This window comes from Actinomycetospora sp. CA-084318 (genome assembly GCF_050955885.1).
Lineage (GTDB): Bacteria > Actinomycetota > Actinomycetes > Mycobacteriales > Pseudonocardiaceae > Actinomycetospora.
The window spans coordinates 1-23,095 of the sequence record NZ_CP192098.1; the positions used below are offsets into that span (position 1 = coordinate 1).

General features: G+C 73.3%; 20 protein-coding genes and 2 tRNA genes. 13 read left to right on the forward strand and 9 right to left on the reverse strand.

What is annotated here, in order from left to right; genetic code table 11:
- From dnaA to ACQPYX_RS00055, 11 genes are all read left to right on the forward strand, one after another.
- A complete protein-coding gene (gene dnaA, locus ACQPYX_RS00005) occupies window positions 1-1,683 on the forward strand; it encodes a chromosomal replication initiator protein DnaA (RefSeq protein WP_433800871.1) in 1,683 nt (560 codons plus the stop codon).
- Between the two features lie 915 nt (window positions 1,684-2,598).
- Window positions 2,599-3,828, forward strand: a complete 1,230-nt coding sequence (gene dnaN, locus ACQPYX_RS00010; RefSeq protein ID WP_433800872.1) for a DNA polymerase III subunit beta — start codon at window positions 2,599-2,601, stop codon at window positions 3,826-3,828.
- Window positions 3,829-3,939: 111 nt separating this feature from the next.
- Complete coding sequence (gnd, locus tag ACQPYX_RS00015) at window positions 3,940-4,851, forward strand: phosphogluconate dehydrogenase (NAD(+)-dependent, decarboxylating) (RefSeq protein ID WP_433800873.1); 912 nt, start codon at window positions 3,940-3,942, stop codon at window positions 4,849-4,851.
- Between the two features lie 38 nt (window positions 4,852-4,889).
- The gene (gene recF / locus ACQPYX_RS00020; protein ID WP_433800874.1) at window positions 4,890-6,080 is read left to right on the forward strand and encodes a DNA replication/repair protein RecF; all 1,191 of its coding nucleotides are present in this window, start codon (window positions 4,890-4,892) and stop codon (window positions 6,078-6,080) included.
- 298 nt (window positions 6,081-6,378) lie between these two features.
- Entirely contained in the window at window positions 6,379-6,930 is a 552-nt protein-coding gene (locus tag ACQPYX_RS00025) for a DciA family protein (RefSeq protein WP_433803841.1), read from the forward strand.
- A 210-nt stretch (window positions 6,931-7,140) separates the two neighbouring features.
- Complete coding sequence (gene gyrB / locus ACQPYX_RS00030; RefSeq protein ID WP_433800875.1) at window positions 7,141-9,141, forward strand: DNA topoisomerase (ATP-hydrolyzing) subunit B; 2,001 nt, start codon at window positions 7,141-7,143, stop codon at window positions 9,139-9,141.
- A gap of 91 nt (window positions 9,142-9,232) precedes the next feature.
- Window positions 9,233-9,976 (forward strand): FkbM family methyltransferase, encoded by a 744-nt coding sequence (locus ACQPYX_RS00035; protein ID WP_433800876.1) that lies wholly within the window; start codon window positions 9,233-9,235, stop codon window positions 9,974-9,976.
- A gap of 45 nt (window positions 9,977-10,021) precedes the next feature.
- Window positions 10,022-11,335 (forward strand): MFS transporter, encoded by a 1,314-nt coding sequence (locus ACQPYX_RS00040; RefSeq protein WP_433800877.1) that lies wholly within the window; start codon window positions 10,022-10,024, stop codon window positions 11,333-11,335.
- 187 nt (window positions 11,336-11,522) lie between these two features.
- The gene (gene gyrA, locus ACQPYX_RS00045; protein ID WP_433800878.1) at window positions 11,523-14,036 is read left to right on the forward strand and encodes a DNA gyrase subunit A; all 2,514 of its coding nucleotides are present in this window, start codon (window positions 11,523-11,525) and stop codon (window positions 14,034-14,036) included.
- A 55-nt stretch (window positions 14,037-14,091) separates the two neighbouring features.
- On the forward strand, window positions 14,092-15,003 hold the full coding sequence (locus ACQPYX_RS00050; RefSeq protein WP_433800879.1) for a DUF3566 domain-containing protein: 912 nt from the start codon (window positions 14,092-14,094) through the stop codon (window positions 15,001-15,003).
- A 55-nt stretch (window positions 15,004-15,058) separates the two neighbouring features.
- A tRNA-Ile gene (locus ACQPYX_RS00055) sits at window positions 15,059-15,132 on the forward strand.
- A 62-nt stretch (window positions 15,133-15,194) separates the two neighbouring features.
- Here ACQPYX_RS00055 and ACQPYX_RS00060 read toward each other — a convergent pair.
- From ACQPYX_RS00060 to ACQPYX_RS00070, 3 genes are all read right to left on the reverse strand, one after another.
- Window positions 15,195-15,605 (reverse strand): histone-like nucleoid-structuring protein Lsr2, encoded by a 411-nt coding sequence (locus ACQPYX_RS00060; RefSeq protein ID WP_433800880.1) that lies wholly within the window; start codon window positions 15,603-15,605, stop codon window positions 15,195-15,197.
- A 139-nt stretch (window positions 15,606-15,744) separates the two neighbouring features.
- On the reverse strand, window positions 15,745-16,575 hold the full coding sequence (locus tag ACQPYX_RS00065) for a phosphoenolpyruvate hydrolase family protein (protein WP_433800881.1): 831 nt from the start codon (window positions 16,573-16,575) through the stop codon (window positions 15,745-15,747).
- On the reverse strand, window positions 16,572-17,747 hold the full coding sequence (locus ACQPYX_RS00070) for a Tm-1-like ATP-binding domain-containing protein (protein ID WP_433800882.1): 1,176 nt from the start codon (window positions 17,745-17,747) through the stop codon (window positions 16,572-16,574). Before ACQPYX_RS00070 ends, ACQPYX_RS00065 begins: the two co-directional genes overlap by 4 nt.
- Before the next feature lie 86 nt (window positions 17,748-17,833).
- Between ACQPYX_RS00070 and ACQPYX_RS00075 the strand changes: the two genes are divergently transcribed.
- Window positions 17,834-17,950 carry a DLW-39 family protein gene (locus ACQPYX_RS00075; protein WP_230750319.1) on the forward strand — a complete coding sequence of 39 codons (117 nt, stop codon included), beginning with the start codon at window positions 17,834-17,836 and terminating at the stop codon, window positions 17,948-17,950.
- A gap of 13 nt (window positions 17,951-17,963) precedes the next feature.
- Window positions 17,964-18,036 (forward strand) — tRNA-Ala (locus ACQPYX_RS00080).
- On the opposite strand, the gene ACQPYX_RS00085 is transcribed toward ACQPYX_RS00080, so the two are convergent.
- From ACQPYX_RS00085 to ACQPYX_RS00110, 6 genes are all read right to left on the reverse strand, one after another.
- On the reverse strand, window positions 18,010-18,549 hold the full coding sequence (locus tag ACQPYX_RS00085) for a TetR/AcrR family transcriptional regulator (protein ID WP_433800883.1): 540 nt from the start codon (window positions 18,547-18,549) through the stop codon (window positions 18,010-18,012). The two genes, ACQPYX_RS00080 and ACQPYX_RS00085, sit on opposite strands and share 27 nt — an antisense overlap.
- Complete coding sequence (locus tag ACQPYX_RS00090) at window positions 18,542-18,868, reverse strand: DMT family transporter (protein ID WP_433800884.1); 327 nt, start codon at window positions 18,866-18,868, stop codon at window positions 18,542-18,544. The genes ACQPYX_RS00085 and ACQPYX_RS00090 overlap by 8 nt, the downstream gene beginning before the upstream one ends.
- Window positions 18,869-18,973: 105 nt before the next feature.
- A complete protein-coding gene (locus tag ACQPYX_RS00095) occupies window positions 18,974-20,179 on the reverse strand; it encodes a cytochrome P450 (RefSeq protein WP_433800885.1) in 1,206 nt (401 codons plus the stop codon).
- An 8-nt stretch (window positions 20,180-20,187) separates the two neighbouring features.
- Window positions 20,188-21,108 carry a PDR/VanB family oxidoreductase gene (locus ACQPYX_RS00100; RefSeq protein WP_433800886.1) on the reverse strand — a complete coding sequence of 307 codons (921 nt, stop codon included), beginning with the start codon at window positions 21,106-21,108 and terminating at the stop codon, window positions 20,188-20,190.
- A 66-nt stretch (window positions 21,109-21,174) separates the two neighbouring features.
- Window positions 21,175-21,918, reverse strand: a complete 744-nt coding sequence (locus ACQPYX_RS00105; protein WP_433800887.1) for an IclR family transcriptional regulator — start codon at window positions 21,916-21,918, stop codon at window positions 21,175-21,177.
- Entirely contained in the window at window positions 21,918-23,093 is a 1,176-nt protein-coding gene (locus ACQPYX_RS00110; RefSeq protein WP_433800888.1) for an MFS transporter, read from the reverse strand. The genes ACQPYX_RS00105 and ACQPYX_RS00110 overlap by 1 nt, the downstream gene beginning before the upstream one ends.
- Between the last annotated feature and the right edge of the window lie 2 nt (window positions 23,094-23,095).

Genomic DNA, 23,095 nt, shown 5'->3' on the forward strand with positions numbered 1-23,095 from the left:
ATGACGGACCAGCTCTCCGATCTCGACGAGACCTGGGCCCGCGTCGTCGCCGAGCTCACTACGCCGTCCGCCGACCCCGCCGACCGGCCGCCGCTCTCGGCGCAGCAGCGGGCGTGGATCCGCGTGACCCGCCCGCTCGGGCTGCTCGACGACACCGCGCTGCTCGCCGCCCCGAGCGAGTTCGCCAAGGAGGCCATCGAGCGGGTCCTGCGCGACCCGATCGTCGACGCCCTCTCCCGACGCATCGGTCGGCCGGTGCAGCTCGCCGTCCGCGTCGACCACAGCGCCCGGTCCGGGGGCGACCACGGCGCGGGCCCGGAGACCTCGCCCCTGCCGCGGCTGTCGGCCGCGTCCGCCGAGCCCTACGCCGGCGAGGACTACACCCGGCCCGCCTACGACGACGGCGGTCCCGACACCGGCTACCTCACCGGGGAGCGCTCCCACCGGGCCGACGCGATCGCGGCCGCCGCGGGCGTCGGTCGGGTGACGAACAACCCCGACCGTTCCCACCCCGAGGAGGAGGTCGACGAGGTCCGCGACGGCCTCGCCGCCGTCCACGAGATCTGGAGCCCGCCCGGTCGGTCCGGCGCCCCGGGTCGTCCGGAGCCGGAGGTGCCGTCCGACGGCGCCCGGGGCGCCCCCCGGTCCCAGACCCGGCTCAACGAGAAGTACCTCTTCGACACGTTCGTCATCGGGGCCTCGAACCGCTTCGCCCACGCCGCGGCGGTCGCGGTCGCCGAGGCGCCGGCCCGCGCCTACAACCCGCTGTTCGTGTGGGGCGACTCCGGGCTCGGCAAGACCCACCTGCTGCACGCCGTGGGGCACTACGCGCAGCGCCTGTTCTCCGGCATGCGGGTGCGGTACGTGTCGACCGAGGAGTTCACGAACGACTTCATCAACTCGCTGCGCGACGACCGCAAGGTCGCGTTCCAGCGGCGCTACCGGGACGTCGACGTCCTGCTCGTGGACGACATCCAGTTCCTCGAGGGCAAGGAGGGGACCCAGGAGGAGTTCTTCCACACCTTCAACACCCTCCACAACGCGAACAAGCAGATCGTCGTCTCCTCCGACCGGCCGCCGAAGCGGCTGGAGACCCTCGAGGACCGGCTGCGCACGCGGTTCGAGTGGGGCCTGATCACCGACATCCAGCCGCCCGAGCTCGAGACGCGGATCGCGATCCTGCGCAAGAAGGCGGCCGGCGAGCGGATGGCCGCCCCGCCGGAGGTCCTGGAGTTCATCGCGGACCGCATCGAGCGCAACATCCGCGAGCTCGAGGGCGCACTGATCCGCGTGACGGCGTTCGCGTCGCTGAACCGCCAGCCGATCGACCTGCAACTGGCCGAGATCGTGCTGCGCGACCTCATCCCCGACTCGCGGCAGTCCGAGATCACCGCGCCCACGATCATGGCGGTGACGGCGGAGTTCTACGCCGTGTCGATCGACGACCTCACGGGCCCGGGCAAGACGAAGGCCCTCGCGCTCGCCCGGCAGATCGCGATGTACCTCTGCCGCGAGCTCACCGACCTCTCGCTGCCCCGCATCGGGCAGATGTTCGGCAACCGCGACCACACCACGGTCATGCACGCGGACAAGAAGATCCGCAAGGAGATGGCGGAGCGCCGCCGGACCTACGAGCAGGTCCAGGAGCTCACCGCGCGCATCAAGCAGCGCGCCCGGAGCTGACCCCTTCCCGACGGCGGGCGCGGCCGGCTCGGGTGCCCGCGCGGCCCGCGCCCGTCGAGGTGCACACCAGGCAGCCTCGCGGCGCCGTGGGCCTGCCTCACGTCACCCTCGCGGCAGCGTGCCGGGAGCCCCACGCACCCGCGTCCCTCGAGGTGCACACCAGGCATCCCGCCGGGCCCGTGAACCTGCCTCACGTCGATCTCACGGCCGACCGACCGGCCCGGTCCGTGCGCCGATCGGGTGGGCCTCGACGTCCGCACGGCGGGACCGTGTCTCCGTCCCCCGGTCGGGTGGTGGTCGCGGTCGGCGCGGCGCGCCTGCCCGCTCGACGCGCGCGCCCCGGGCATCGTCACCGCGAGCGGCACCCGCGGGCACGCTGCGCGCACGCGCCTGCCCGGAATCGCACGCTGTGTGAGCATAAATCGGACATCCGGCCCAAGTACGGGCGAACGTCGGGCCCGAACGGCGCCACCGCTCGCCCGGCGCCCGCGGGTGGATCACCGCTCATCGCGGCGCCGTCGCACTGCGCGATCGTTCGACTCCCGATCGACCCACAGCTGGGGACAAGTCTGTGGACAGGCGGCCCCGAGGGGTGGACGGAGCGGTGCGCGGCCGGGGGTGCCCGACCTCCGTCCACCTGACACGCCGATCCGTCCCCGGATCCGGGCATCCACCCACCGCGTCGCTCCACACCCGTCCGGCGCGTTCGACCTGCGTCGACGGCGGTGCTCCACAGCGCCCACAGGACCTACTGTCACTCCTGTTCTCTCTCTTGAAGAGAACTCCTCAAGAACAGGGGTTGGGGACCGAGCGCACCGTCCGACCCTGCACAGGGCCGGAGTGTCGGACCCCCCTGGCAGGCTCTACCGTGACGACCTGCCCGGATCCGCCGGTCACGACGACGGGAGAGCACCGATGAAGTTCCGCGTGGAGCGCGACGCCTTCGCCGACGCGGTGGCCTTCGTCGCCCGGAGCCTGCCCAGCCGGGCCCCGGTGCCGGTCCTCGGCGGGGTCCTGCTCGACGCGTCGGACGACGGCACGCTCACCGTCTCGGGGTTCGACTACGAGGTCTCGGCCCGCGTCGAGGTGCCGGCGATGATCGGCGACGGTGGCCGGGCCCTCGTGTCCGGGCGGCTGCTCGCCGACATCACGCGCTCCCTGCCGCCGCATCCGGTCGACCTGACCGTCGACGGCCCGCGCGCCTCGCTCACCTGCGGCAACGCCCGGTTCAGCCTGCCCACCATGTCCGCCGAGGACTACCCGCAGCTGCCCGAGATGCCCCCGGTGGTCGGCGAGCTCGCGCCGGACGTCTTCGCCCGCGCCGTGTCCCAGGTGGCGGTCGCCGCCGGCCGCGACGACACGCTGCCCATGCTCACCGGCATCCGGGTCGAGATCGACGGATCCGCGCTGACGATGGCGGCCACCGACCGCTTCCGGCTCGCGGTCCGTGAGTTCACCTGGGAGCCCGGCGAGAACCCGGCGTCGGCCCACGGCGAGCCCACCGCGATCCTCGCGCCGGCCCGCACCCTGTCCGAGGCGGCGAAGACGCTGACCTCGGCCGGCGGCACGATCGAGCTCGCCCTGGGCCGTGGCGACGGGCTGCTCGGCCTCTCCGGCGGCGGCCGGCGCTCCACCACGCGCCTGCTCGACGCCGAGTTCCCCCGCTACCGGCAGCTGCTCCCGAAGGAGCACACCTCGGCGGCGGTGATCGAGATCGGCCCGCTGGTCGACGCGATCAAGCGCGTCTCGCTCGTCGCGGAGCGCGGCACCCAGGTCCGCCTCGAGTTCGACGAGGGCTCGCTGCGCCTGACGGCCGGCGGTGACGACGAGGGCAGCGCCGAGGAGCAGCTGCCGTGCTCGTTCGCCGGCGAGCCGCTCACCATCGCCTTCAACCCCGGCTACCTGCTCGACGGGCTCGGTGCGCTCGGCGCGGACCACGCCCACCTGTCGTTCACCACGCCCAGCCGGCCCGCCCTGCTGCGGCCTGCGTCCGCCCCGGGTGAGGGCGGCGCGGACGACGCGGCGGAGGACACCGGCGGCGGGGGCGCCACCACGCCGGAGCCCGGCCCCGGGACGGACGCCGCGTTGCCGGAGCCGCGCCCGGGTTACCTCTACCTGCTGATGCCGGTCCGCCTGCCCGGCTGATCCGCCGGCCCGTGATCCGCGGGCGACGATCCGGGGTAGGAGACGCGGGCGGCCACGCCGGGGGAGACGCAGCAGGGCTCGCCCCCACGCCGAGACAGGGAGCGGATCGCGGTGCAGCTGGGAATGGTCGGGCTCGGTCGGATGGGCGGCAACATGGCCGAGCGGCTCCGTGCCGCCGGGCACGAGGTCGTCGGGTACGCGAACGACGGCTCCGGGGACGTGCAGTCCCTCGAGGAGCTGGTCGGGGCGCTCGCCGCGCCCCGCACGGTGTGGCTGATGGTGCCCTCGGGCGACCCGACCCACTCCACGGTCGAGAGTCTCGCCGGGCTGCTGGAGTCCGGTGACCTCGTGGTCGACGGCGGCAACAGCCGCTTCACCGACGACGCGGTGCACGCGGAGCGGCTCGGTCGCACCGGCGTCCACTACGCGGACTGCGGCGTCTCCGGCGGCATCTGGGGCCGCACGGAGGGCTACGGCCTGATGGCGGGCGGGTCCGACGAGGACATCGAGCGGCTCATGCCGGTGTTCGACGCGCTGCGCCCGGAGGGACCCCGCGAGGAGGGCTTCGCGCACGCCGGGCCCGTCGGCGCCGGGCACTACGCGAAGATGGTGCACAACGGCGTCGAGTACGGCCTCATGCAGGCCTACGCCGAGGGCTACGAGCTGCTCAACGCCGGCGGCCCGGTCACCGACGTCGGCGCCGTGATGAAGGCCTGGAGCCGCGGCACGGTGGTGCGCAGCTGGCTGCTCGACCTCATGGTCCGCGCCCTGGAGGCCGACCCGCACCTGGACCGGATCACCGGGTACGCCGAGGACTCCGGCGAGGGCCGCTGGACGGTCGACGAGGCGATCGTGCACGCGGTGCCGCTGCCGGTGATCTCGGCGGCGCTGTTCGCCCGCTTCGCCTCCCGCCAGGTCGACTCGCCGGCGATGAAGGCCGTCGCGGCCCTGCGCGCCCAGTTCGGGGGCCACGCGGTGCACAAGGCGGGCGAGGCGGCGAACGAGCCGCCGACCGGCGGCTAGGACCGCGTCGGGCGGGCGCGGCGACGGGAGGAGGACCGATGTACGTGCGCGAGTTGTCGGTCACCGACTTCCGGTCGTGGGCGCAGGCGGACCTGACGTTCGCCCCGGGGGTGTCGGTCCTGGTCGGGGCGAACGGCCAGGGCAAGACGAACCTCGTGGAGGCCGTCGGCTACCTCGCCACGCTCGGCTCGCACCGCGTGTCCTCGGACGCCCCGCTCGTCCGTCGCGGCGCCGCCACCGCCCAGGTCCGGGCCACCGTGGTCAACGGCGGGCGGGAGCTGACCGTCCAGGTCGAGATCCAGCCCGGCAAGGCCAACCGCGCCCGCGTGAACCGTTCGCCGGTGCCCCGGGCGCGGGAGATCCTCGGCATCGTCCGGACGGTGGTGTTCGCCCCGGAGGACCTCGCTCTCGTGCGGGGCGATCCCGGCGAGCGCCGGGGGTTCCTCGACGAGCTGCTCGTGGCCCGCGCCCCACGGTGGGCCGGGGTGCGGGCGGACTACGACAAGGTGCTCCGCCAGCGCTCGGCGCTGCTGAAGTCCGCGCGGTCGGCGCGCGGGGCCCGGGAGGCGGGCACACTCGAGGTCTGGGACGCCCACCTCGCCCGTGCCGGCGCGGCCCTGACCGCCGGGCGCATCCAGCTCACGGCGGCCCTGGCCCCGCACGTGACGGCGGCCTACGCGGCCGTGGCCCCCGAGTCGGTCCCGGTCGGCGCGCGGTACCGGTCGCGGGTCGCGGCGGTCGACGAGCTCGCCGGCACGGCCGCGGCGGGCGACCCCCCGGGGCAGGACGACGTCACCGGCGGCGCCGCCCACGCCGCGCTCGCCGCGGAGGTCGAGGTCGCGCTGCTCGAGGAGATCGGGCGTCGCCGGGACCAGGAGATCGAGCGCGGGGTGTGCCTGGTCGGCCCGCACCGCGACGAGCTGGAGCTGAGCCTGGGCGAGGGACCCGCGAAGGGCTACGCCAGCCACGGCGAGTCCTGGGCGCTCGCCCTGGCGCTGCGCCTGGGCGGGTTCGAGCTGCTGCGCGAGGAGGGCTCCGAGCCGATCCTCGTGCTCGACGACGTGTTCGCCGAGCTCGACGCCCGGCGCCGGGACGCCCTCGCCCGGACGGCCGCCCGGGCGGAGCAGGTCCTCGTGACGGCGGCGGTGGACGACGACGTCCCGTCCGTCCTGAGTGGAGCACGCTACGTGATCGACGCGGGCACGGTCAGTGATGGTGTCGCGTCGTGACGGAGGATCGGGGTGGTTCCTGGTGAGCCGAATCGGTGAAGAAGGCCGCGAACCTGGGGACAGACCTGTGGATGCTGTGGACAACTCGGCCTCCGGGCGGTCCCGCCGACGGCCGCGCCGCCCGGATCCGGCGGATGACCTGCAGGGCCTGCTCGACGTGGCGGGCCCCGGCGTCCACACCCCCGATCCCGGAGCGGGACCGGTCGTCCTGCCGCCCGCCCGTCTCGGGCCCGGCCGCGCCCCGGCCGGAGCAGGCACGGCCACGGAGGGTGCTCGTCGCGACGAGCCCATCGAGTCCGTGGAGACCGACCCACACGGGTCGGACCCCGACCGCCCCCGCGGCGCCGACATCGCCCGTGCCGCCCTGGAGGCGGCCCGCGCGCAGCAGGCCGAGCGTGGCGTGACGCGCGGCCGGCCCCGGCGGACGACGACCCGCGACGCGGGCGAGGCCACCCGTCGTCGTCGGCGCCGCTGGTCCGGCCCGGGCTCGGACGACCGTGACCCGCAGACCCTCGGCCGCCTCGCCTCCCGGCTGTCCACCCAGCGCGGCTGGGCGCCCCGGCTCGCGAACGGCTCGGTCTTCGGGCGGTGGGCCGAGCTGGTCGGACCGGAGGTGGCCGAGCACGCGACCCCGACCGCGCTCCGCGACGGGGAGCTGACCGTGCAGGCCGACTCGACGGCGTGGGCGACCCAGCTGCGCCTGCTGCAGCGTCAGCTCCTCGGCCGCATCGCGGCCGGCCTCGGGCCCGGCGTCGTCACCGGCATGCGCATCCACGGCCCGACGGCGCCCAGCTGGCGCCGCGGCCCGCGGCACGTGTCCGGCCGGGGGCCCCGCGACACGTACGGCTGAGCCCGGGTCGTCCGTCTCAGCGCCCGTTGACCGCGCCCAGACGCCCGACGGGCGCCCGACCCGCCGTCCGCACCCTCCCCCGGTGGCGCCAGGCGCTCTGCGACGCGCTCAACATGCCATCCGGCCCCTTCCCGCGGGGGTGGCCCAGTAGACTGGAGGCGACCGCCACGAGTCGTGCCGGTCGTCGAGGGTAGGGAGACACCGAGGCCCGTGGCTGCCGCGAAGAAGAACAACGAGTACAGCGCGTCGTCCATCACCGTCCTCGAGGGGCTCGAGGCGGTCCGCAAGCGGCCCGGCATGTACATCGGGTCCACCGGCGAGCGCGGTCTGCACCACCTGATCTGGGAGGTCGTGGACAACGCCGTCGACGAGGCGATGGCGGGCTACGCCTCGTCGGTCACGGTGGCGATGCTGGCCGACGGCGGCATCTCGGTCACCGACGACGGCCGCGGCATCCCGGTCGACACGCACCCGGTCGAGAAGAAGCCGGCCGTCGAGGTCGTGCTGACGGTGCTGCACGCGGGCGGCAAGTTCGACGACAAGTCGTACGCGGTCTCCGGCGGCCTGCACGGGGTCGGCGTCTCCGTCGTGAACGCGCTCTCCACCGCGCTCGACGTCGAGATCCACCGTGACGGCCAGATCTGGACCCAGCACTACGAGCACTCGATCCCCGGGAAGCTCACCGAGGCCGGGAAGACGAAGAAGACCGGGACCACGATCACGTTCTGGGCCGACCCGAACATCTTCGAGACGACGACCTACAACCTCGAGACGATCTCGCGGCGCCTGCAGGAGATGGCCTTCCTCAACAAGGGGCTGACCATCAACCTGCGCGACGAGCGCAAGCCGGAGACGGACGGGGAGGGCTCCGACCTCGACGACGCGCCCGACGCCGAGGGTTACGTCGCGAAGGTCAAGGAGCGGACCTTCCACTACCCGGGTGGCCTCGAGGACTTCGTCGCCTTCATCAACAACTCCAAGGACCCGATCCACAAGAAGCCGGTGGGCTTCACCGCGGAGGGCACCGGCCACCAGGTCGAGGTCGCGATGCAGTGGAACTCCGGCTACTCGGAGTCGGTCTACACCTTCTGCAACACGATCAACACGACCGAGGGCGGGACCCACGAGGAGGGCTTCCGCTCCGCGCTGACCACCACGGTCAACCGCTACGCGCGCGACAAGAAGCTCATCAAGGAGAAGGACCCGGCGCTCACCGGCGACGACATCCGCGAGGGTCTCGCCGCGATCGTCTCGGTCAAGGTCGCCGAGCCCCAGTTCGAGGGCCAGACCAAGACCAAGCTCGGCAACACCGAGGTGAAGTCGTTCGTGCAGCGGGTCTGCAACGAGCACCTGGCCGACTGGTTCGAGCGCAACCCGGCCGACGCCAAGACGATCATCAACAAGGCCGTCGGCTCGGCGCAGGCGCGTATGGCGGCCCGCAAGGCCCGTGAGCTCGTGCGGCGCAAGACCGCCGGCGACCTCGGCGGCCTGCCCGGCAAGCTCGCCGACTGCCGCTCGAACGACCCGTCGCGCAGCGAGGTCTACATCGTCGAGGGCGACTCGGCGGGCGGCTCCGCGAAGTCCGGTCGCGACTCGATGTTCCAGGCGATCCTGCCGATCCGCGGCAAGATCATCAACGTCGAGAAGGCCCGGATCGACCGCGTCCTCAAGAACAACGAGGTCCAGTCGATCATCACGGCGCTCGGCACGGGCATCCACGACGAGTTCGACCTCGCGAAGCTGCGTTACCACAAGATCGTGCTGATGGCCGACGCCGACGTCGACGGCCAGCACATCCGGACGCTGCTGCTCACGCTGCTGTTCCGCTTCATGCGCCCGCTGATCGAGAACGGCCACGTGTTCCTCGCCATGCCGCCGCTGTACAAGATCAAGTGGGGCGGCCGGAACGCCGAGCCGGAGTTCGCCTACTCCGACCGCGAGCGCGACGCGCTGCTCGAGGCGGGCCGGGCGGCCGGCAAGAAGATCAACAAGGACGAGGGCATCCAGCGGTACAAGGGCCTCGGCGAGATGAACGCCAAGGAGCTCTGGGAGACCACGATGGATCCTGAGACCCGGCTGATGATGCAGGTGACGCTGGACGACGCGGCGACCGCCGACGAGCTGTTCAGCGTGCTCATGGGCGAGGACGTCGAGTCCCGGCGCTCGTTCATCACCCGCAACGCCAAGGACGTGCGCTTCCTCGACGTCTGACCCGACACGTCGAGGTTCCACGGGAAACGGTGGTCGCTACCCTCCCCTCGACGCGTCCGGTCGGACGCGTCGGACGGGAGGGCGCGGCGCAGTGGACACCACCGCAGGGCTGAGCCGGCTGCTGCGGACGGCGGCACCGCACGCATGGTTCCTCGAGGACGAGGTCACCGGACTCGCGGAGTTCGTCGGGCCCGGGTCGGTCTGCGTCGACGTCGGCGCGGAGTTCGGCCTGTACACCTGGACCCTCGCCGGGCTAGTCGGCCCGACCGGCCACGTGCACGCCGTCGAGCCGCAGCCCGGCCTCGCCCGCCTCGTCGACGCGGAACGGGCGCTGCTGGGCGCGGGGCACGTCACCGTGCACCGCGGCGCACTCGGCGCGGCCGCCGGCGTCGGCGCGCTGTCGGTGCCCCGGCGCCACCGGCTCCCGGTGCACGGCCGTGCCTTCCTGACGACGGGTGCGGACGGGCTGGGCTCGAACGCGGAGTTCGCCCGCCACGACGAGGTCCCGGTGACGGTGTCGACGCTCGACGAGCTGGTCGCCGACCTGCAGCTCGACCGCCTCGACCTCGTGAAGGTCGACATCGAGGGGGCCGAGGCGAGCCTGCTGGCGGGCGCGGGCAAGACGCTGGAGAGCTTCCGACCGGTCCTCATGCTCGAGCTCGAGGACCGCCACCTCGCCCGCTTCGGCACGTCGGTGGCCGAGGTGGTCGACGACCTCGCCGCGCTCGACTACACCCCGCGCACCTGGGCGGGCGCCTGGGTCACCCGCCGTCCGGACGACGGCCGGCGCAACGTCCTCTTCCTCCCGACGGAACGGGTCTTGACCGGCCCTTGACCGAACCCTCACCGTAGGCCGACCCACAGCCCCCGGGAGGCAGTGATGGCCGGTCCCGCACTCCGGGTCCCGCGCAGGGTGGCCGCGGCCAGCCTCGTCGGGACGACGATCGAGTGGTTCGACTTCTTCATCTACGGGACCGCCGCGGCGCTGGTCTTCAACAAGGTCTTCTTCCCCTCGATCGACCCCGCCCTGGGCACGATCGCGGCGCTGGGCACCTTCGCGTCGGGCTTCGTCGCCCGGCCCATCGGCGGGGCGCTGTTCGCGCACTTCGGGGACCGGGTCGGTCGCAAGCCCATGCTCGTCTACTCGCTGCTGCTCATGGGCGCGGCGACGGTGGGCATCGGCCTGCTCCCCGGCTACGCGACGATCGGTGTCCTGGCCCCGGTGCTGCTGGTCGCACTGCGCTTCTGCCAGGGCCTGGGCGTCGGCGGCGAGTGGGGCGGCGCGGCGCTCATGGCCGTGGAGAACGCCCCCGACCACCGCCGTGGCTTCTACGGCAGCTGGCCGCAGGTCGGCGTCCCGCTCGGCCTCGTCCTCGGCACCGGGTCCTTCCTGATCCTCGACCTGACGGTGAGCGACGCGGCGTTCCAGGCGTGGGGCTGGCGGATCCCGTTCCTCGCGAGCGCCCTGCTGATCCTGGTCGGGATGTGGATCCGGGTGACCGTCGCGGAGAGCCCGGTGTTCCGGGCCGACGCGGAGCGCCGCGAGGCGAGCCGGCTCCCGGTGCTCGAGGTGCTGCGGGAGCACCCGCGGATCATCCTGCTCGCCGCCGGGTCCTTCCTGGCCACGAACGCGACGTTCTACGTGAGCTCGGTCTGGCTGGTCTCCTACGCCACCACCGAGCTGGGCTACGAGCGCTCGACGATCCTCGGCGCCAACACCTTCCTGTCCGCCTCCGACATCCCGATGATCCTGCTGCTCGGGCTGCTCTCCGACCGGGTCGGGCGCCGGCCGCTGTTCCTCGTCGGCATGGCGGTCCTGGTGGTCGCGGCCGTCCCGTACTTCCTGCTCGTCGGTACCGGCAACATCGGGCTGTTCATCCTGGGCGGCCTCGTCGTGCAGGCCTGTCGCAGCGCGGTCTACGGCCCGCAGTCGGCCTACTTCGCCGAGCAGTTCCCGACGCACCTGCGCTACAGCGGCGCGTCGCTGGCCTACCAGCTCGCCTCCATCCTCGGCGGCATCGCGCCCGCGATCTGCGGCCTGCTCGTGCTCTGGACCGGCAGCCTGATGTCGGTGGCCGCCTACGTGGCGGGCATGGCGCTGGTCTCGCTGGTCTGTTCGTGGGCCATGTCGGAGACGCTCAGTCGCGACCTGGTCTCCGCCCCCGACGCCGGGTCGACGACGGTCCGGTCCTGACCCACCCCCGAGGGTGGGAACCGCACCTGACCTGCGCGGGGTGCCCACGAGATCGTCGGGACCCCCGGTAGAATCGGGGGGTGTCGGGCCCGGCGTGTCGGTGTCCGGCGGACGGGCACGCCCCTGACGTGTTCGACGCGGTGACCGGCCGCGCCCCGGGGGCGCCCAGGAGTGGAGTGGACACCGCGTGACCGAGACGACGCTGCCTCCGGGTTCCGGCGACCGGATCGAACCGGTCGACATCCAGCAGGAGATGCAGCGCTCCTACATCGACTACGCCATGAGCGTGATCGTGGGGCGCGCGCTGCCGCTGGTGGAGGACGGCCTCAAGCCGGTGCACCGCCGCGTCCTCTACTCGATGTACGACTCCGGCTTCCGCCCGGACCGCAGCTACGTGAAGTGCGCCCGCGTCGTCGGCGACGTGATGGGCAACTACCACCCGCACGGCGACTCGGCGATCTACGACGCCCTCGTGCGCCTCGCGCAGCCATGGTCGATGCGGTACCCGCTGATCGACGGCCAGGGCAACTTCGGCTCGCCGGGCAACGACCCGGCGGCCGCGATGCGGTACACGGAGTGCCGCCTGACGCCGCTCGCCATGGCGATGCTGCAGGACATCGACGAGGAGACCGTCGACTTCGTCGACAACTACGACGGTCGGACCCAGGAGCCGGCGGTCCTGCCCGGTCGCTTCCCGAACCTCCTGGTCAACGGCTCGGCCGGCATCGCGGTCGGCATGGCGACCAACATCCCGCCGCACAACCTGCGCGAGGTCGCCGACGGCGCCACCTGGGCGCTCGACCACCCGGAGGCCTCCGAGGAGGAGACCCTCGCGGCGCTCATGGAGCGCATCAAGGGCCCGGACTTCCCGACGTCGGGTCTCATCGTCGGCAAGGACGGCATCGAGTCCGCCTACCGCACCGGCCGCGGCTCCATCCGGATGCGCGCCGTGGTGGAGGTCGAGGAGGACACGAAGGGCCGCACCACCCTCGTCGTCACCGAGCTGCCCTACCAGGTCAACCCGGACAACCTCATCGAGTCGATCGCGACGATGGTCCGCGAGGGCCGGGTCACCGGGATCGCCGAGATCAACGACGAGTCGTCGGACCGGGTGGGCCGGCGCATCGTCATCACCCTGCGCCGCGACGCCGTGGCCAAGGTGGTGCTGAACAACCTCTACAAGCACTCGCAGCTGCAGTTCAGCTTCGGCGTGAACATGCTGACGATCGTCGACGGCGTCCCGCGCACGCTGCGCCTCGACCAGCTGATCCGGCACTGGATCCGCCACCAGATCGACGTCATCGTCCGGCGGACCCGCTACCGCCTGCGCAAGGCCGAGGAGCGGGCCCACATCCTGCGCGGTCTCGTCAAGGCGCTGGACGCGCTGGACGAGGTCATCGCGCTCATCCGCAGCTCGGAGACCGTCGACATCGCCCGCACGGGCCTGATGGAGCTCCTCGACGTCGACGACATCCAGGCCCAGGCGATCCTGGACATGCAGCTGCGGCGCCTCGCCGCCCTCGAGCGTCAGAAGATCATCGACGAGCTGGCCGAGATCGAGGAGACGATCCGCGACCTGCAGGACATCCTCGACCGGCCCGAGCGCCAGCGGCAGATCGTCCGCGACGAGCTCGGCGAGATCGTGGAGAAGCACGGCGACGACCGGCGGACCCGCCTCCTGGGCTACGACGGCGAGGTCGCCGACGAGGACCTCATCGCGGTCGAGGACGTCGTCGTCACCATCACGCGGACCGGCTACGCGAAGCGCACCAAGACGGACCTCTACCGCGCGCAGAAGCGCGGCGGCCGGGGCGTGCAGGGCGCGACGCTCAAGCAGGACGACATCGTCGCCCACTTCTTCGTCTGCTCCACGCACGACTGGCTGCTGTTCTTCACCAACAAGGGCCGGGTGTACCGGGCGAAGGCCTACGAGCTGCCCGAGGCCACCCGCAACGCCCGCGGCCAGCACGTCGCGAACCTCCTCGCGTTCCAGCCCGAGGAGCAGATCGCCCAGGTCATGCAGATCACCGACTACGAGGCCGCGCCCTACCTGGTGCTCGCCACGAAGAGCGGGCTGGTGAAGAAGTCGAAGCTCTCCGACTTCGACTCCAACCGGTCCGGCGGCCTCATCGGCATCAACCTGCGGGACAACGACGAGCTCGTCGGCGCCGTGCTCTGCTCCGGCGACGACGACCTGCTGCTGGTCTCCGCCGAGGGCCAGTCGATCCGCTTCTCGGCCACCGACGAGGTGCTGCGTCCGATGGGCCGCGCGACCTCCGGCGTCATGGGCATGCGGTTCAACTCCGGCGACGAGCTGCTGTCGATCGGCGTGGTCCGTGACGGCACGTTCCTGCTGGTCGCGACGGGCGGCGGGTACGCGAAGCGCACGCCGATCGAGGACTACCCGGTCCAGGGCCGCGGCGGGAAGGGCGTGCTGACGCTGCAGTACGACCGGCGGCGCGGCACCCTGGTCGGCGCCCTGATCGTGGAGCTGGAGGACGAGCTGTACGCCATCACCTCGAGCGGCGGCGTCATCCGGACCACCGCGAAGGAGGTCCGCAAGGCGGGCCGCCAGACCAAGGGCGTCCGCCTGATGAACCTCGGTGAGAACGCGACGCTGCTCGCCGTGGCGCGCAACGCCGAGAACGCCACCGACCCCGACGCCGGCGGCCCGGACCAGGCGCCCGACACGCTGCTGTGAGGAGCGGGGCCGTACCCGGACCCGCCCCGAAGCCCCTGACGACGGAACGAGCCACGTGAGCACACCGGACGAGAGCAAGGGCGGACGCGGCCCGTCCGCCGCGAGCGGCGACGCCGAGGACACGGTCGTCACGAGCGCGACCGGCGACGGGCCCGCCGCGGGCGGGTCCGGGTCGGGCTCGCCGACCGCGGGCGGTCCGCCGCCGCCGTGGCAGCGGGCGGGCGCCCGCGGGTCGTCGGGCTCCTCGGCGCCGGGCGCCGGTGCGTCCGGTGCTCCCGGCCCCGCGGAACCGGCCGCCGCCGGTCGGGACGAGGAGTCCCGCGGCGACGCCCCGTCCCCGGACCGGCGCCCGGCGACGGGTCCGCTGCCCACGGGCGGGCCCGGCACCCCGGCGGCCGGGACGCCCCGCCCGGGCGGTCCGGGTCAGGGCGCGGGTCAGGGCGGGCCGGGTGCACGGTCGTCGACCGCGCTCATCGACGCCCCGACCAACCAGCTCTCCCCCGAGCAGCTCGGGATGCGGTCGGGCGGACGGTCCGAGCCGGAGCCCGACTTCGACTCGTTCGAGGACGACGACCTGCCGAGCGCCCGGCCGGTGCGCGGCAAGGTGCCGCGGCGGGCGAGCCTGCAGGTCAAGCGCTTCGACCCGTGGTCGGTGCTCAAGCTCGCGCTCGTGCTCGGGGTGGCGCTGTTCTTCGTGTGGATGTTCGCGGTCGGCGTGCTCTACGCCGTCCTCGACGGCATGGGCGTCTGGGCGCAGCTGAACGGCACGTACCAGGACCTCACGTCGGACGCCGGTGGCGGCGGCGGGCAGCTCATCACGGCGGGCGGCGTGTTCGGGGTGGCGGCCATCGTCGGCGTGGTGAACACGATCCTGTTCACCGCCCTCGCGAGCGTCTCGGCGTTCATCTACAACATCTCGGCCGACGTGGCCGGCGGCATCGAGGTCACGCTCTCCGAGCGCGACTGATCCCGACCCCGGTGACGGGGTGACCGGACACCCTCCGGTAACCTCGTCCCTGTTCGGGCCCATAGCTCAGTTGGTTAGAGCGCGTCGCTGATAACGACGAGGTCGCTGGTTCAAATCCAGCTGGGCCCACCCCCACGACACGGAAGGGCCCCGGAGCCGCGCTCCGGGGCCCTTCGTCGTCGGTGGGTACGTCAGCCCGAGAACGCGGCGGCCGTGGTGCCGTTCTTGCCGCGGGCCTCCCAGGCCTCCACGACGTTGTTCGGGACGCGCCCGCGGTCGGACACCTCGAAGCCCTCGGTCCGGGCCCACTCGCGGATCTGCTTCGACGTCTCACGGTCGTAGCCACCGGGCGAGGTGGCCCGCGGCGTGCCGGTGCCGGCGCCCCCGGAGCGGCGGCGTGCACCGCCGGCGGCGCGACGTCCCCCGGTCCGTCGGGCCGCGGCGACGTACTGCGCGAGCGTGTCCCGCAGTTCGGCGCTGTTCTTGTCGTCGAGGTCGATCTCGTAGGTCACGCCGTCGAGTGCGAACTCGACGGTGGTGATGTCCTCGGACTCCTCACCGGTGAGGTCGTCGACCAACGTGACGACGGTCTTCTGGGCCATCTGGCGGTACTCCTCGCTCAGGGGGGAATTGCATCGGAATCTCTCCCGATGCCATTCACGTTAGCAAGAATTCGCCGAAGTGCGAGCACCGGGGGCGGGATCACCCGTCGGTGTCGGGAGAAATGAGTCCGAGGACACGTCACGACTTCAGTCGCAGCTGTGTGAATTCGCGGGTGCGGGCGGTCAGTGCCTCCTCGGTGGGCAGCCGTTCCATGCTGCTCGCCCCGTAGAAACCGTGGCAGGTCGACGCCCGCTCGAGCACGTACGCGGCATCGGCGGGGGCCGAGACGGGACCGCCGTGCACGAGCACGAGGACGTCGTCCCGGATCTCGCGGGCCGCGGCCGCCCATTCGTCGGTGAGCGCGACGCAGTCGTCGAGCGTCTTCGCGGTCTCGGCGCCGATCGACCCGCCCGTGGTCAGGCCCATGTGGCACACGATCACGTCGGCCCCGGCGCGGGTCATCGCGCGGGCGTCGTCGGCGGAGAACACGTAGGGCGTGGTCAGCAGGTCGTGCGCCCGGGCGGCCGCGACCAGGTCCACCTCGTGGGCGAACCCCATCCCGGTCTCCTCGAGATTGGCGCGGAAGGTGCCGTCGATGAGTCCGACGGTGGGGAAGTTCTGGATTCCCGCGAAGCCGAGGTCGGCGAGTTCGCGCAGGAATCGGTCGCGGAGCAGGAACGGGTCGGTGCCGTTCACGCCCGCGAGTACGGGGGTGTGCTCCACCACCGGCAGCACCTCGGCCGCCATCTCCACCACGATCTCGTTCGCGTTGCCGTACGCGAGCAGTCCGGCCAGTGACCCGCGGCCCGCCATCCGATAGCGCCCCGAGTTGTAGATGACGATGAGGTCGATACCGCCCGCCTCTTCACAGCGGGCCGACAAACCGGTGCCGGCGCCGCCGCCGACGATCGGTTCGCCCCGATCGACCTTCTCGCGCAGCCGTTCCAGGATCTCCGAGCGACTCGTCACCGTTCTCCCACCTCGCGCAGGTTCTCCACCAGCGTCGTCGCGAACGCCGGGTCGTTCACGTGCAGATCGGTCTCCACCAGGCGGCGCCGATCGGTCTGGTGCAGGTCCGCCCGCAGTGTCTCGAGCAGGGCCTCGGTCGCGGCGGGGTCGGCGAACGGACCGCCGGCGACGTCGAGGGCCGAGACACCCGCCGTCGGGAGGACCAGGCGCACCGGGCCCTCGCAGGCGTTGAGTCCTGCCGCGAGGAAGCGGGCGGCGGCCCGGCACTCGTCGGGGGTCGTGCGCATGAGGGTCACCTGGGCGTTGTGCTCGTAGAGGGTCCGGCCGTGGTAGCGCTCCGGCACGGTGTCGGGTGCCCCGAAGTTGACCATGTCGAGCGCCCCGACGCTGCCGACCCACGGGACCCCGCGCCGGGCGATCGCGCCGAGCCGGTCCTCGGTCGCGGCCATGATGCCGCCGGCGACGAGGTCGGCGATCTCGGTGGTCGACACGTCGACGACCGCGGTGACCAACCCGTCGTCGACGAGCTTCTCCATCGCCCGCCCGCCGGTCCCCGTGGCGTGGAAGACGAGGCAGTCGTAGACGTCGGACACCTGCTCGGTCACCGCCGTGACACACGGCGTGGTGACCCCGAACATCGTCAGGCCGAGCGCGGGCCGGTCCACCGCCTCGACCGGGGGCGCGGACAGGGCGCCGGCGAGGGCGTGCGCAGCGTTGGACAGCACGACGCGGCTGATCCGGTTGAGCCCCGCGACGTCGGTGACCGAGTACATCAGCGTGATGTCGGCGGAGCCCACGTACGGCGCGGTGTTGCCCGAGGCCACCGTCGACACGACGATCTTCGGCACGCCGACCGGCAGCCGCTGCAGGGCGGGGGTGATCAGCGCCGTCCCGCCCGACCCGCCCAGGCCGATCACCCCGTCCGGGTGCCGCTCCGGCAGCCAGCGCTCCAGCGCGTCGGCCATGGCGGAGACCGAGGTGCCGCGGTCGCCGGTGAACGCGCTCCGGTCGGCGACGTCGGCGGGCGTGACGTCCGCCCGGCGTGCCTCCGGGTCGGAGGTCCCGACGTCGACCGTCGTCACCTCGTGCCCCGCGGCCCGGATCGCGTCGGCGACGTAGCGCAGCTCGTCGCCCTTCGTGTCGAACGTGCCCACCACGTAGGCGTGCGCCATGAGCCCTCCTCGAGCGGTCGACGTCGTCGTCGGTTCCGAGTCCTATCGCAGAACGGGGGTCGGTGGGGGCTGCTAGCGTGGGTGGCGTGAAGAAGCTGGTCGTGCTCGTTGCGGCGGCGTTCGGGGTGGCTCACCTCGTGCGGCGCAAGCAGCAGGAGCGGCCGGCGGCGGAGGTCTGGCGCGAGGCGACCCGCGCGTCCTAGACCCTGCTCACACGGGGACATAGCTCAATTGGCAGAGCACCGCCTTTGCAAGGCGGGGGTTAGGGGTTCGATTCCCCTTGTCTCCACCCCACGGCCGCGCGGAGCACGCGCAGCACCGCGGCCTCGTCGGGAACGGCCAGGGCGCCCTGCAGCCACAGCCCGTTGACCGCGGCCACGAACAGGTCGGGCGCGGGCGCGCCCAGGCGGGTCGCGAGCGCGGCCAGGCAGGCCTCCCACCGGTCGACCTCGCCCCGCAGGTCGTCGCGGCGGGCCGCGAGCAGGAACAGGTCGTACTCCGCGATCAGCGTCGAACGGTCCGAGCCGGCGATCACGGCGGCGAGCGCCTCGGACGTCGGCACCGCCTCGAGGGCGGCGACGTAGCGGTCGTTGACCTCGACCAGCGTGCTCACGAGCAGGTCGTCCACCGAGGTGAAGTGGTAGAGCACCGCGCTCGGCGGCACACCCGCCTCGTCGGCGACCCGTCGCTGCGTGACCCCGGCCGGACCGTCCCGCGCGATCACCCGCAGCGTGGCGTCGAGGAGTTCCCGACGACGGGTGGCTCCCCGGCGCCGTCGGCCGTCGGTGATCGCGTCAGGCACCGTGCGACCCGCCGAGCTCCAGCGCCAGGACGCCCGCGATCACGAGCCCGATGCCACCGGCCTGCACCCAGGTCAGCGACTCGCCGAGGAACAGTGCGCCGATGACCGCGATGGCGGCGACGCCGGTCGCGGCCCAGATGCCGTAGGCGACGCCCACCGGCAGGCCCCGGGAGAGCGCCTGGGAGAGCGAGTAGAAGGCGACCACGTAGCCGACGACCACGACGACCGACGGCACGAACCGGCTGAACCCCTCCGAGAGCTTCAGCGAGATCGTCCCCGCCACCTCCGCGGCGATCGCCACCGCCAGCCAGATCCACACGCCGACCAGACTACTGGAGCGATCGCTCAGAAAGTTTGCCGTCCGACGGTGCGGCGTTCCTGGCACTGGGTGCAAGCAGTGACGCATTGCTTGCACCGGAAGTGCTCAGCGCGGGTGCAGACGCAGCGGCAGGGACGCCCACTCCCGCATCGTGTTGTTCGCCCGGCGCACCGGGTCGCCGGCGGGCTCGATGCGCTCCACCCGCTCGGCCAGGGCGGCGAGCAGGGCGTCGGCCTCGAGCCGGGCGACGTGCTGACCCACGCACTGGTGCAGGCCGAACCCGAAGCCGACGTGGCCCGACGGGTCCCGATGCAGGTCGAAGCGCTCGGGAGCGTTCCAGTGGCGCGGGTCGTAGTTCGCCGAGCCCAGGTACATCAGGATCTTCGAGCCCTCCGGCACGACCGTGTCCCCGATCGGCACGTCGACCTCCGCGGTGCGGAAGAACGTCTGCACCGGGGAACCCCAACGCACCGCCTCGTCGAAGCACACGCGTCGTCGGGACGGCTCGGAGCGGTAGCGCGTCCACTGGTCGGGGTGCGTGGCGAGCCCGTGCAGCACCCAGCCGAGCCCGTGCACCGTGGTGTCCACGCCGGCCGAGAGCAACGAGCGGACCACGAGCGGGGCCTGCTCGGGGCTGAGGTCGCCGCGGTCGGCGGCGGCCCAGATGTCGGCGCCGAAGCCCTCGTCGGCGAGTGCCTCCCGGGCGCACTGCGCGTTGACCCACGCGGCGTGCTCCCCGGCCTCGACCGCGCCGGCCGCCACCAGCTCGTTGTGCGGCCCGAACGCGTTGAACAGGTACTCGCCGTAGGGCAGCAGGTGCTCGCGGCCCTCGCGGGCGATGCCCACCGCGTCGGGGAAGACCCGCAGCGGGAAGGCTTCGGCGAGCGCGGCCATGCCGTCGACCTCGACGGGGCCGCCCCCGGTCCCGAGCAGCGCGTCGACGTGCTCGACGGCCGCCGCGAACCACCGGTCGCGCCACCGCCGCAGCGCCCGCGGACCCAGGATCGCCGACAGCACGCGCCGGGGGGCGTCGTGGTGCGGCGGGTCGGCCTCGAGCAGCAAGGACGGGGGCCGCCAGGGCTTCTCGCGGCGGAAGTTCGACAGCCCGACGCCGGCCGACGAGCAGAACCGCTGCCAGTCGGTCAGGGCCGCACGGACCTCGGCGTAGCGGCCCATCGCGTAGAGGTCGTGGGCCGCGAGGTACTGGACCGGGCCGGCGTCGCGCAGGGCGGCCTGGAACGGCAGCGGGTCGGTGAGGACCTCGACGGAGAACGGGTCGACGTCGGTGACGGGGACGGTCGCGGCGGTCACGGGCGCTCCTAGAGGTCCAGGACGAGGTGGTCGGAGGCGGCGCGCGAGACGCAGGGCAGCATGCAGTCGCCCGCGGCCCGCTCGTGGTCGGCGAGGACCTGGTCGCGGTGCTCGGGGACACCGGCGAGGACGGTCGTCTCGCACGTCCCGCAGGTGCCGCGCTCGCAGGAGGACAGCGTCGTCGCGCCGGCCCGCCGCATCGCCTCCAGCACGGACACCGAGGCGTCCACGGTCAGCGTCGTCCCGCTGCGGGCGAGCTCGACGGTGAAGGGCTCGTCGCGCACGGGGGCGGCGACCTCCGTGGCGGTGAACCGCTCGGTGCGCAGCCGGTCGGTGGGGACGAGCCCGGCGACGGCGTCGAGCAGCGGGCCGGGTCCGCAGGCGTACACGACGGTGTCGTCGTCGACCGTCCCGAGCCACGACGCGAGGGGCAGCAGGCCGGCCTCGTCCTGCGGCACCACGGTGGTCCGGTCGGCCGGCAGCTCGTCGAGGAACGCCATCGACGCCCGTCGGCGGCCGCCGTAGAGCAGCGACCAGTCCGCGCCGAGCACCTGCGCCGCCGCGATCATCGGCAGTAGCGGGGTGACCCCGATGCCGCCCGCCACGAACCGGTGGCGCGGGGCGGGGACGAGCGGGAAGTGGTTGCGCGGCCCGCCGAGCCCGACGGTGTCGCCGGGACGCAGCACGTCGTGCACGTACTGCGAGCCGCCGCGGCCGTCCGGCTCGCGCAGCACCGCCACCCGGTACGACGACGGGTCCCACCGGTCCCCGCACAGCGAGTACTGCCGGGTCGCCCCGGAGGCGAGCGTGAGGTCCACGTGCGCACCGGGGGTCCAGTCCGGCAGCCGCCCGCCGTCCGGGCGCGCGAGGGTCAGGGCGACGACGCCGTCGGCGACGACGTCCTTGGCGGTCACCACCAGCGAGGTCATGCCCGTCAGCGTGCGGAACCGACCCCCGGCGACGGTAGGGCCTGCCCGTTCAACGGGCGGCCAGTGTCAGGACGTCAGCCGCGCCCGGATGCGCCGGGCCGCCTCGGTGAGGGCGGGCACCGTCCGGGCCGCCTCGCCGTCGTTGGGCACCACCACCGACACCGCCGCCACCACGTGCCCGCCGGCGTCGCGGACGGGGACGGCCACCCCGGTCGCGTCCAGGTGGATGTAGCCGGGACAGAGGGCCACCCCGCGGTCCCGGATCTCCGCCAGGCGGGCGCGCAGCACCGTCGGGTCGGTGATCGTGTTCCGCGTGAAACCGACGAGCGGCCGGGCGAGCACCCGCTCCTGCAGCGTCGTCGAGCCGAACGCGAGCAGCACCAGGCCCGACGACGAGGCGTGCAGCGGGAGCCGGGCCGCGATGCGGGTCAGGTTGATCACCGCCCGCTCCGCCGAGAGACGCTCGACGAACAGCACCTCGTCGCCGTCGAGCACCCCGACCTGGGCGTGCTGGCCGATCGCGCGGTGCAGGTCCTCGAGCACGGGCATCGCGGTCTCGCGCAGCGACAGCGTGGACGACGCCCGGGCCCCGAGCTCCCAGAGGCGCGTGCCGATCCGCACCCGGCCCTCGTCGCGCACGAGCAGGCCGTGCCCGACGAGGTCCGCGACCAGCCGCGACGCGGTGGTGGACGGGAGGTCGGCGCGCCGCGCGATCTCGGTGACGGCGAGCGCGGGCACCTCGGGGGTGAAGCACTCGAGGATGCGCACGACCCGCTCGAGCAGCGACTCGCCGGAGTCGGAGCGGGCCATCAGGCGGGGCGGCGGCGGACGCGCAGGCCGCCGAGGGCGGTGAGCGCGACCAGCACCGCGATCCCCAGGAACCCGCCGCCGAGGCCGAACGCGGCCGCGAGCACGCCGGTGAGGAAGGGGCCGCCGGCCTCGCCGATCTCCCGGCCGATCTCCGCCGAGCCCATCGTCTGCCCGATGCGCTCCGGGGGGCTCCACGCCGCGAGCACCGCGAACGCGACCGGGGTGATCACGGCCGTGCCGACCCCGATGACCGCGGCCGCCACGAGCAGCCCGACGAGGTGCCCCACCACGGCGGGGACCGCCAGCCCGATCGCGGTGATCAGCGTCCCGACGACGAGCGCGGTCCGGTCGGGCAGCCGGCCCGCGTCCCGGACGCGACCGACGAGGGGCTGGCTCACGGCCGCGACCACGGCGAGCACCGACACCGCCGCCCCGGTCGCGACCGGGGAGAGACCGTCGGCCGCACCGACCAGCGGCAGGAAGCCGACGCCGCAGGACAGGGCGGCGGCACTGGCGGCCAGGGCCAGCGTCGGGGGCAGGAACCCGGGGTCCGCGAGGCCGCGCAGCGCCTGCCCGAGCCCCTGGCGGCGGCGCGGCAGGGGCGGCGGGTCGGGCACGACGATCACGGTCCAGACGAACACCGCGACCGCGACGACGGTGAGCACCGTGAACAGCAGCGGGTAGCCGCCGGCCGCGATCAGCACCCCGCCGAGCAGGGGACCCGCCGTGTACCCGAGGCCCTTCCAGGCGCCGTACCCGCCGAAGGCCCGGCCCTGGCCGGTGGTGGGCGCGATCCGGCCGATCAGCGCTCCGGCCGACGGGGAGAACGCGGCCGCCGCCGCGCCCTGCGCGAAGCGGGCGAGCCCGAGCAGTGCAGGGTTGCCGACCAGCACGAACGCCGCCGACGCCAGCGCGAAGCCGAACAGCCCGCCGAGCAGGACCGGCCGGAGGCCGACCCGGTCCGCGAGCGCCCCGAACACCGGCTTGAGCACGATCTCGGCGCCGTCGTAGAGCGCCAGCAGGATGCCGAGGGTGACGAGCTGCTCGCCCAGGTCGCCGGTGAACCCGAGGTTCGCGGCGATGCCGTGCGAGCCGAAGGCGGTGACGAACCCGGCCGCGTAGAGCGGGAGGATCGCCCCCCGCGCCACGGGCCGCGTCGCCTCGGCGTCGTTCACGC

What these genes read in the sequence shown, in the direction of transcription:
- dnaA (WP_433800871.1), top strand. Translation starts at nt 1, where the DNA reads ATGACGGACCAGCTCTCCGATCTCGACGAGACCTGGGCCCGCGTCGTC.
- dnaN (WP_433800872.1), top strand. Translation starts at nt 2,599, where the DNA reads ATGAAGTTCCGCGTGGAGCGCGACGCCTTCGCCGACGCGGTGGCCTTC.
- recF (WP_433800874.1), top strand. Translation starts at nt 4,890, where the DNA reads ATGTACGTGCGCGAGTTGTCGGTCACCGACTTCCGGTCGTGGGCGCAG.
- ACQPYX_RS00040 (WP_433800877.1), top strand. Translation starts at nt 10,022, where the DNA reads ATGGCCGGTCCCGCACTCCGGGTCCCGCGCAGGGTGGCCGCGGCCAGC.
- ACQPYX_RS00060 (WP_433800880.1), bottom strand. Translation starts at nt 15,605, where the DNA reads ATGGCCCAGAAGACCGTCGTCACGTTGGTCGACGACCTCACCGGTGAG.
- ACQPYX_RS00070 (WP_433800882.1), bottom strand. Translation starts at nt 17,747, where the DNA reads ATGGCGCACGCCTACGTGGTGGGCACGTTCGACACGAAGGGCGACGAG.
- ACQPYX_RS00100 (WP_433800886.1), bottom strand. Translation starts at nt 21,108, where the DNA reads ATGACCTCGCTGGTGGTGACCGCCAAGGACGTCGTCGCCGACGGCGTC.
- ACQPYX_RS00105 (WP_433800887.1), bottom strand. Translation starts at nt 21,918, where the DNA reads ATGGCCCGCTCCGACTCCGGCGAGTCGCTGCTCGAGCGGGTCGTGCGC.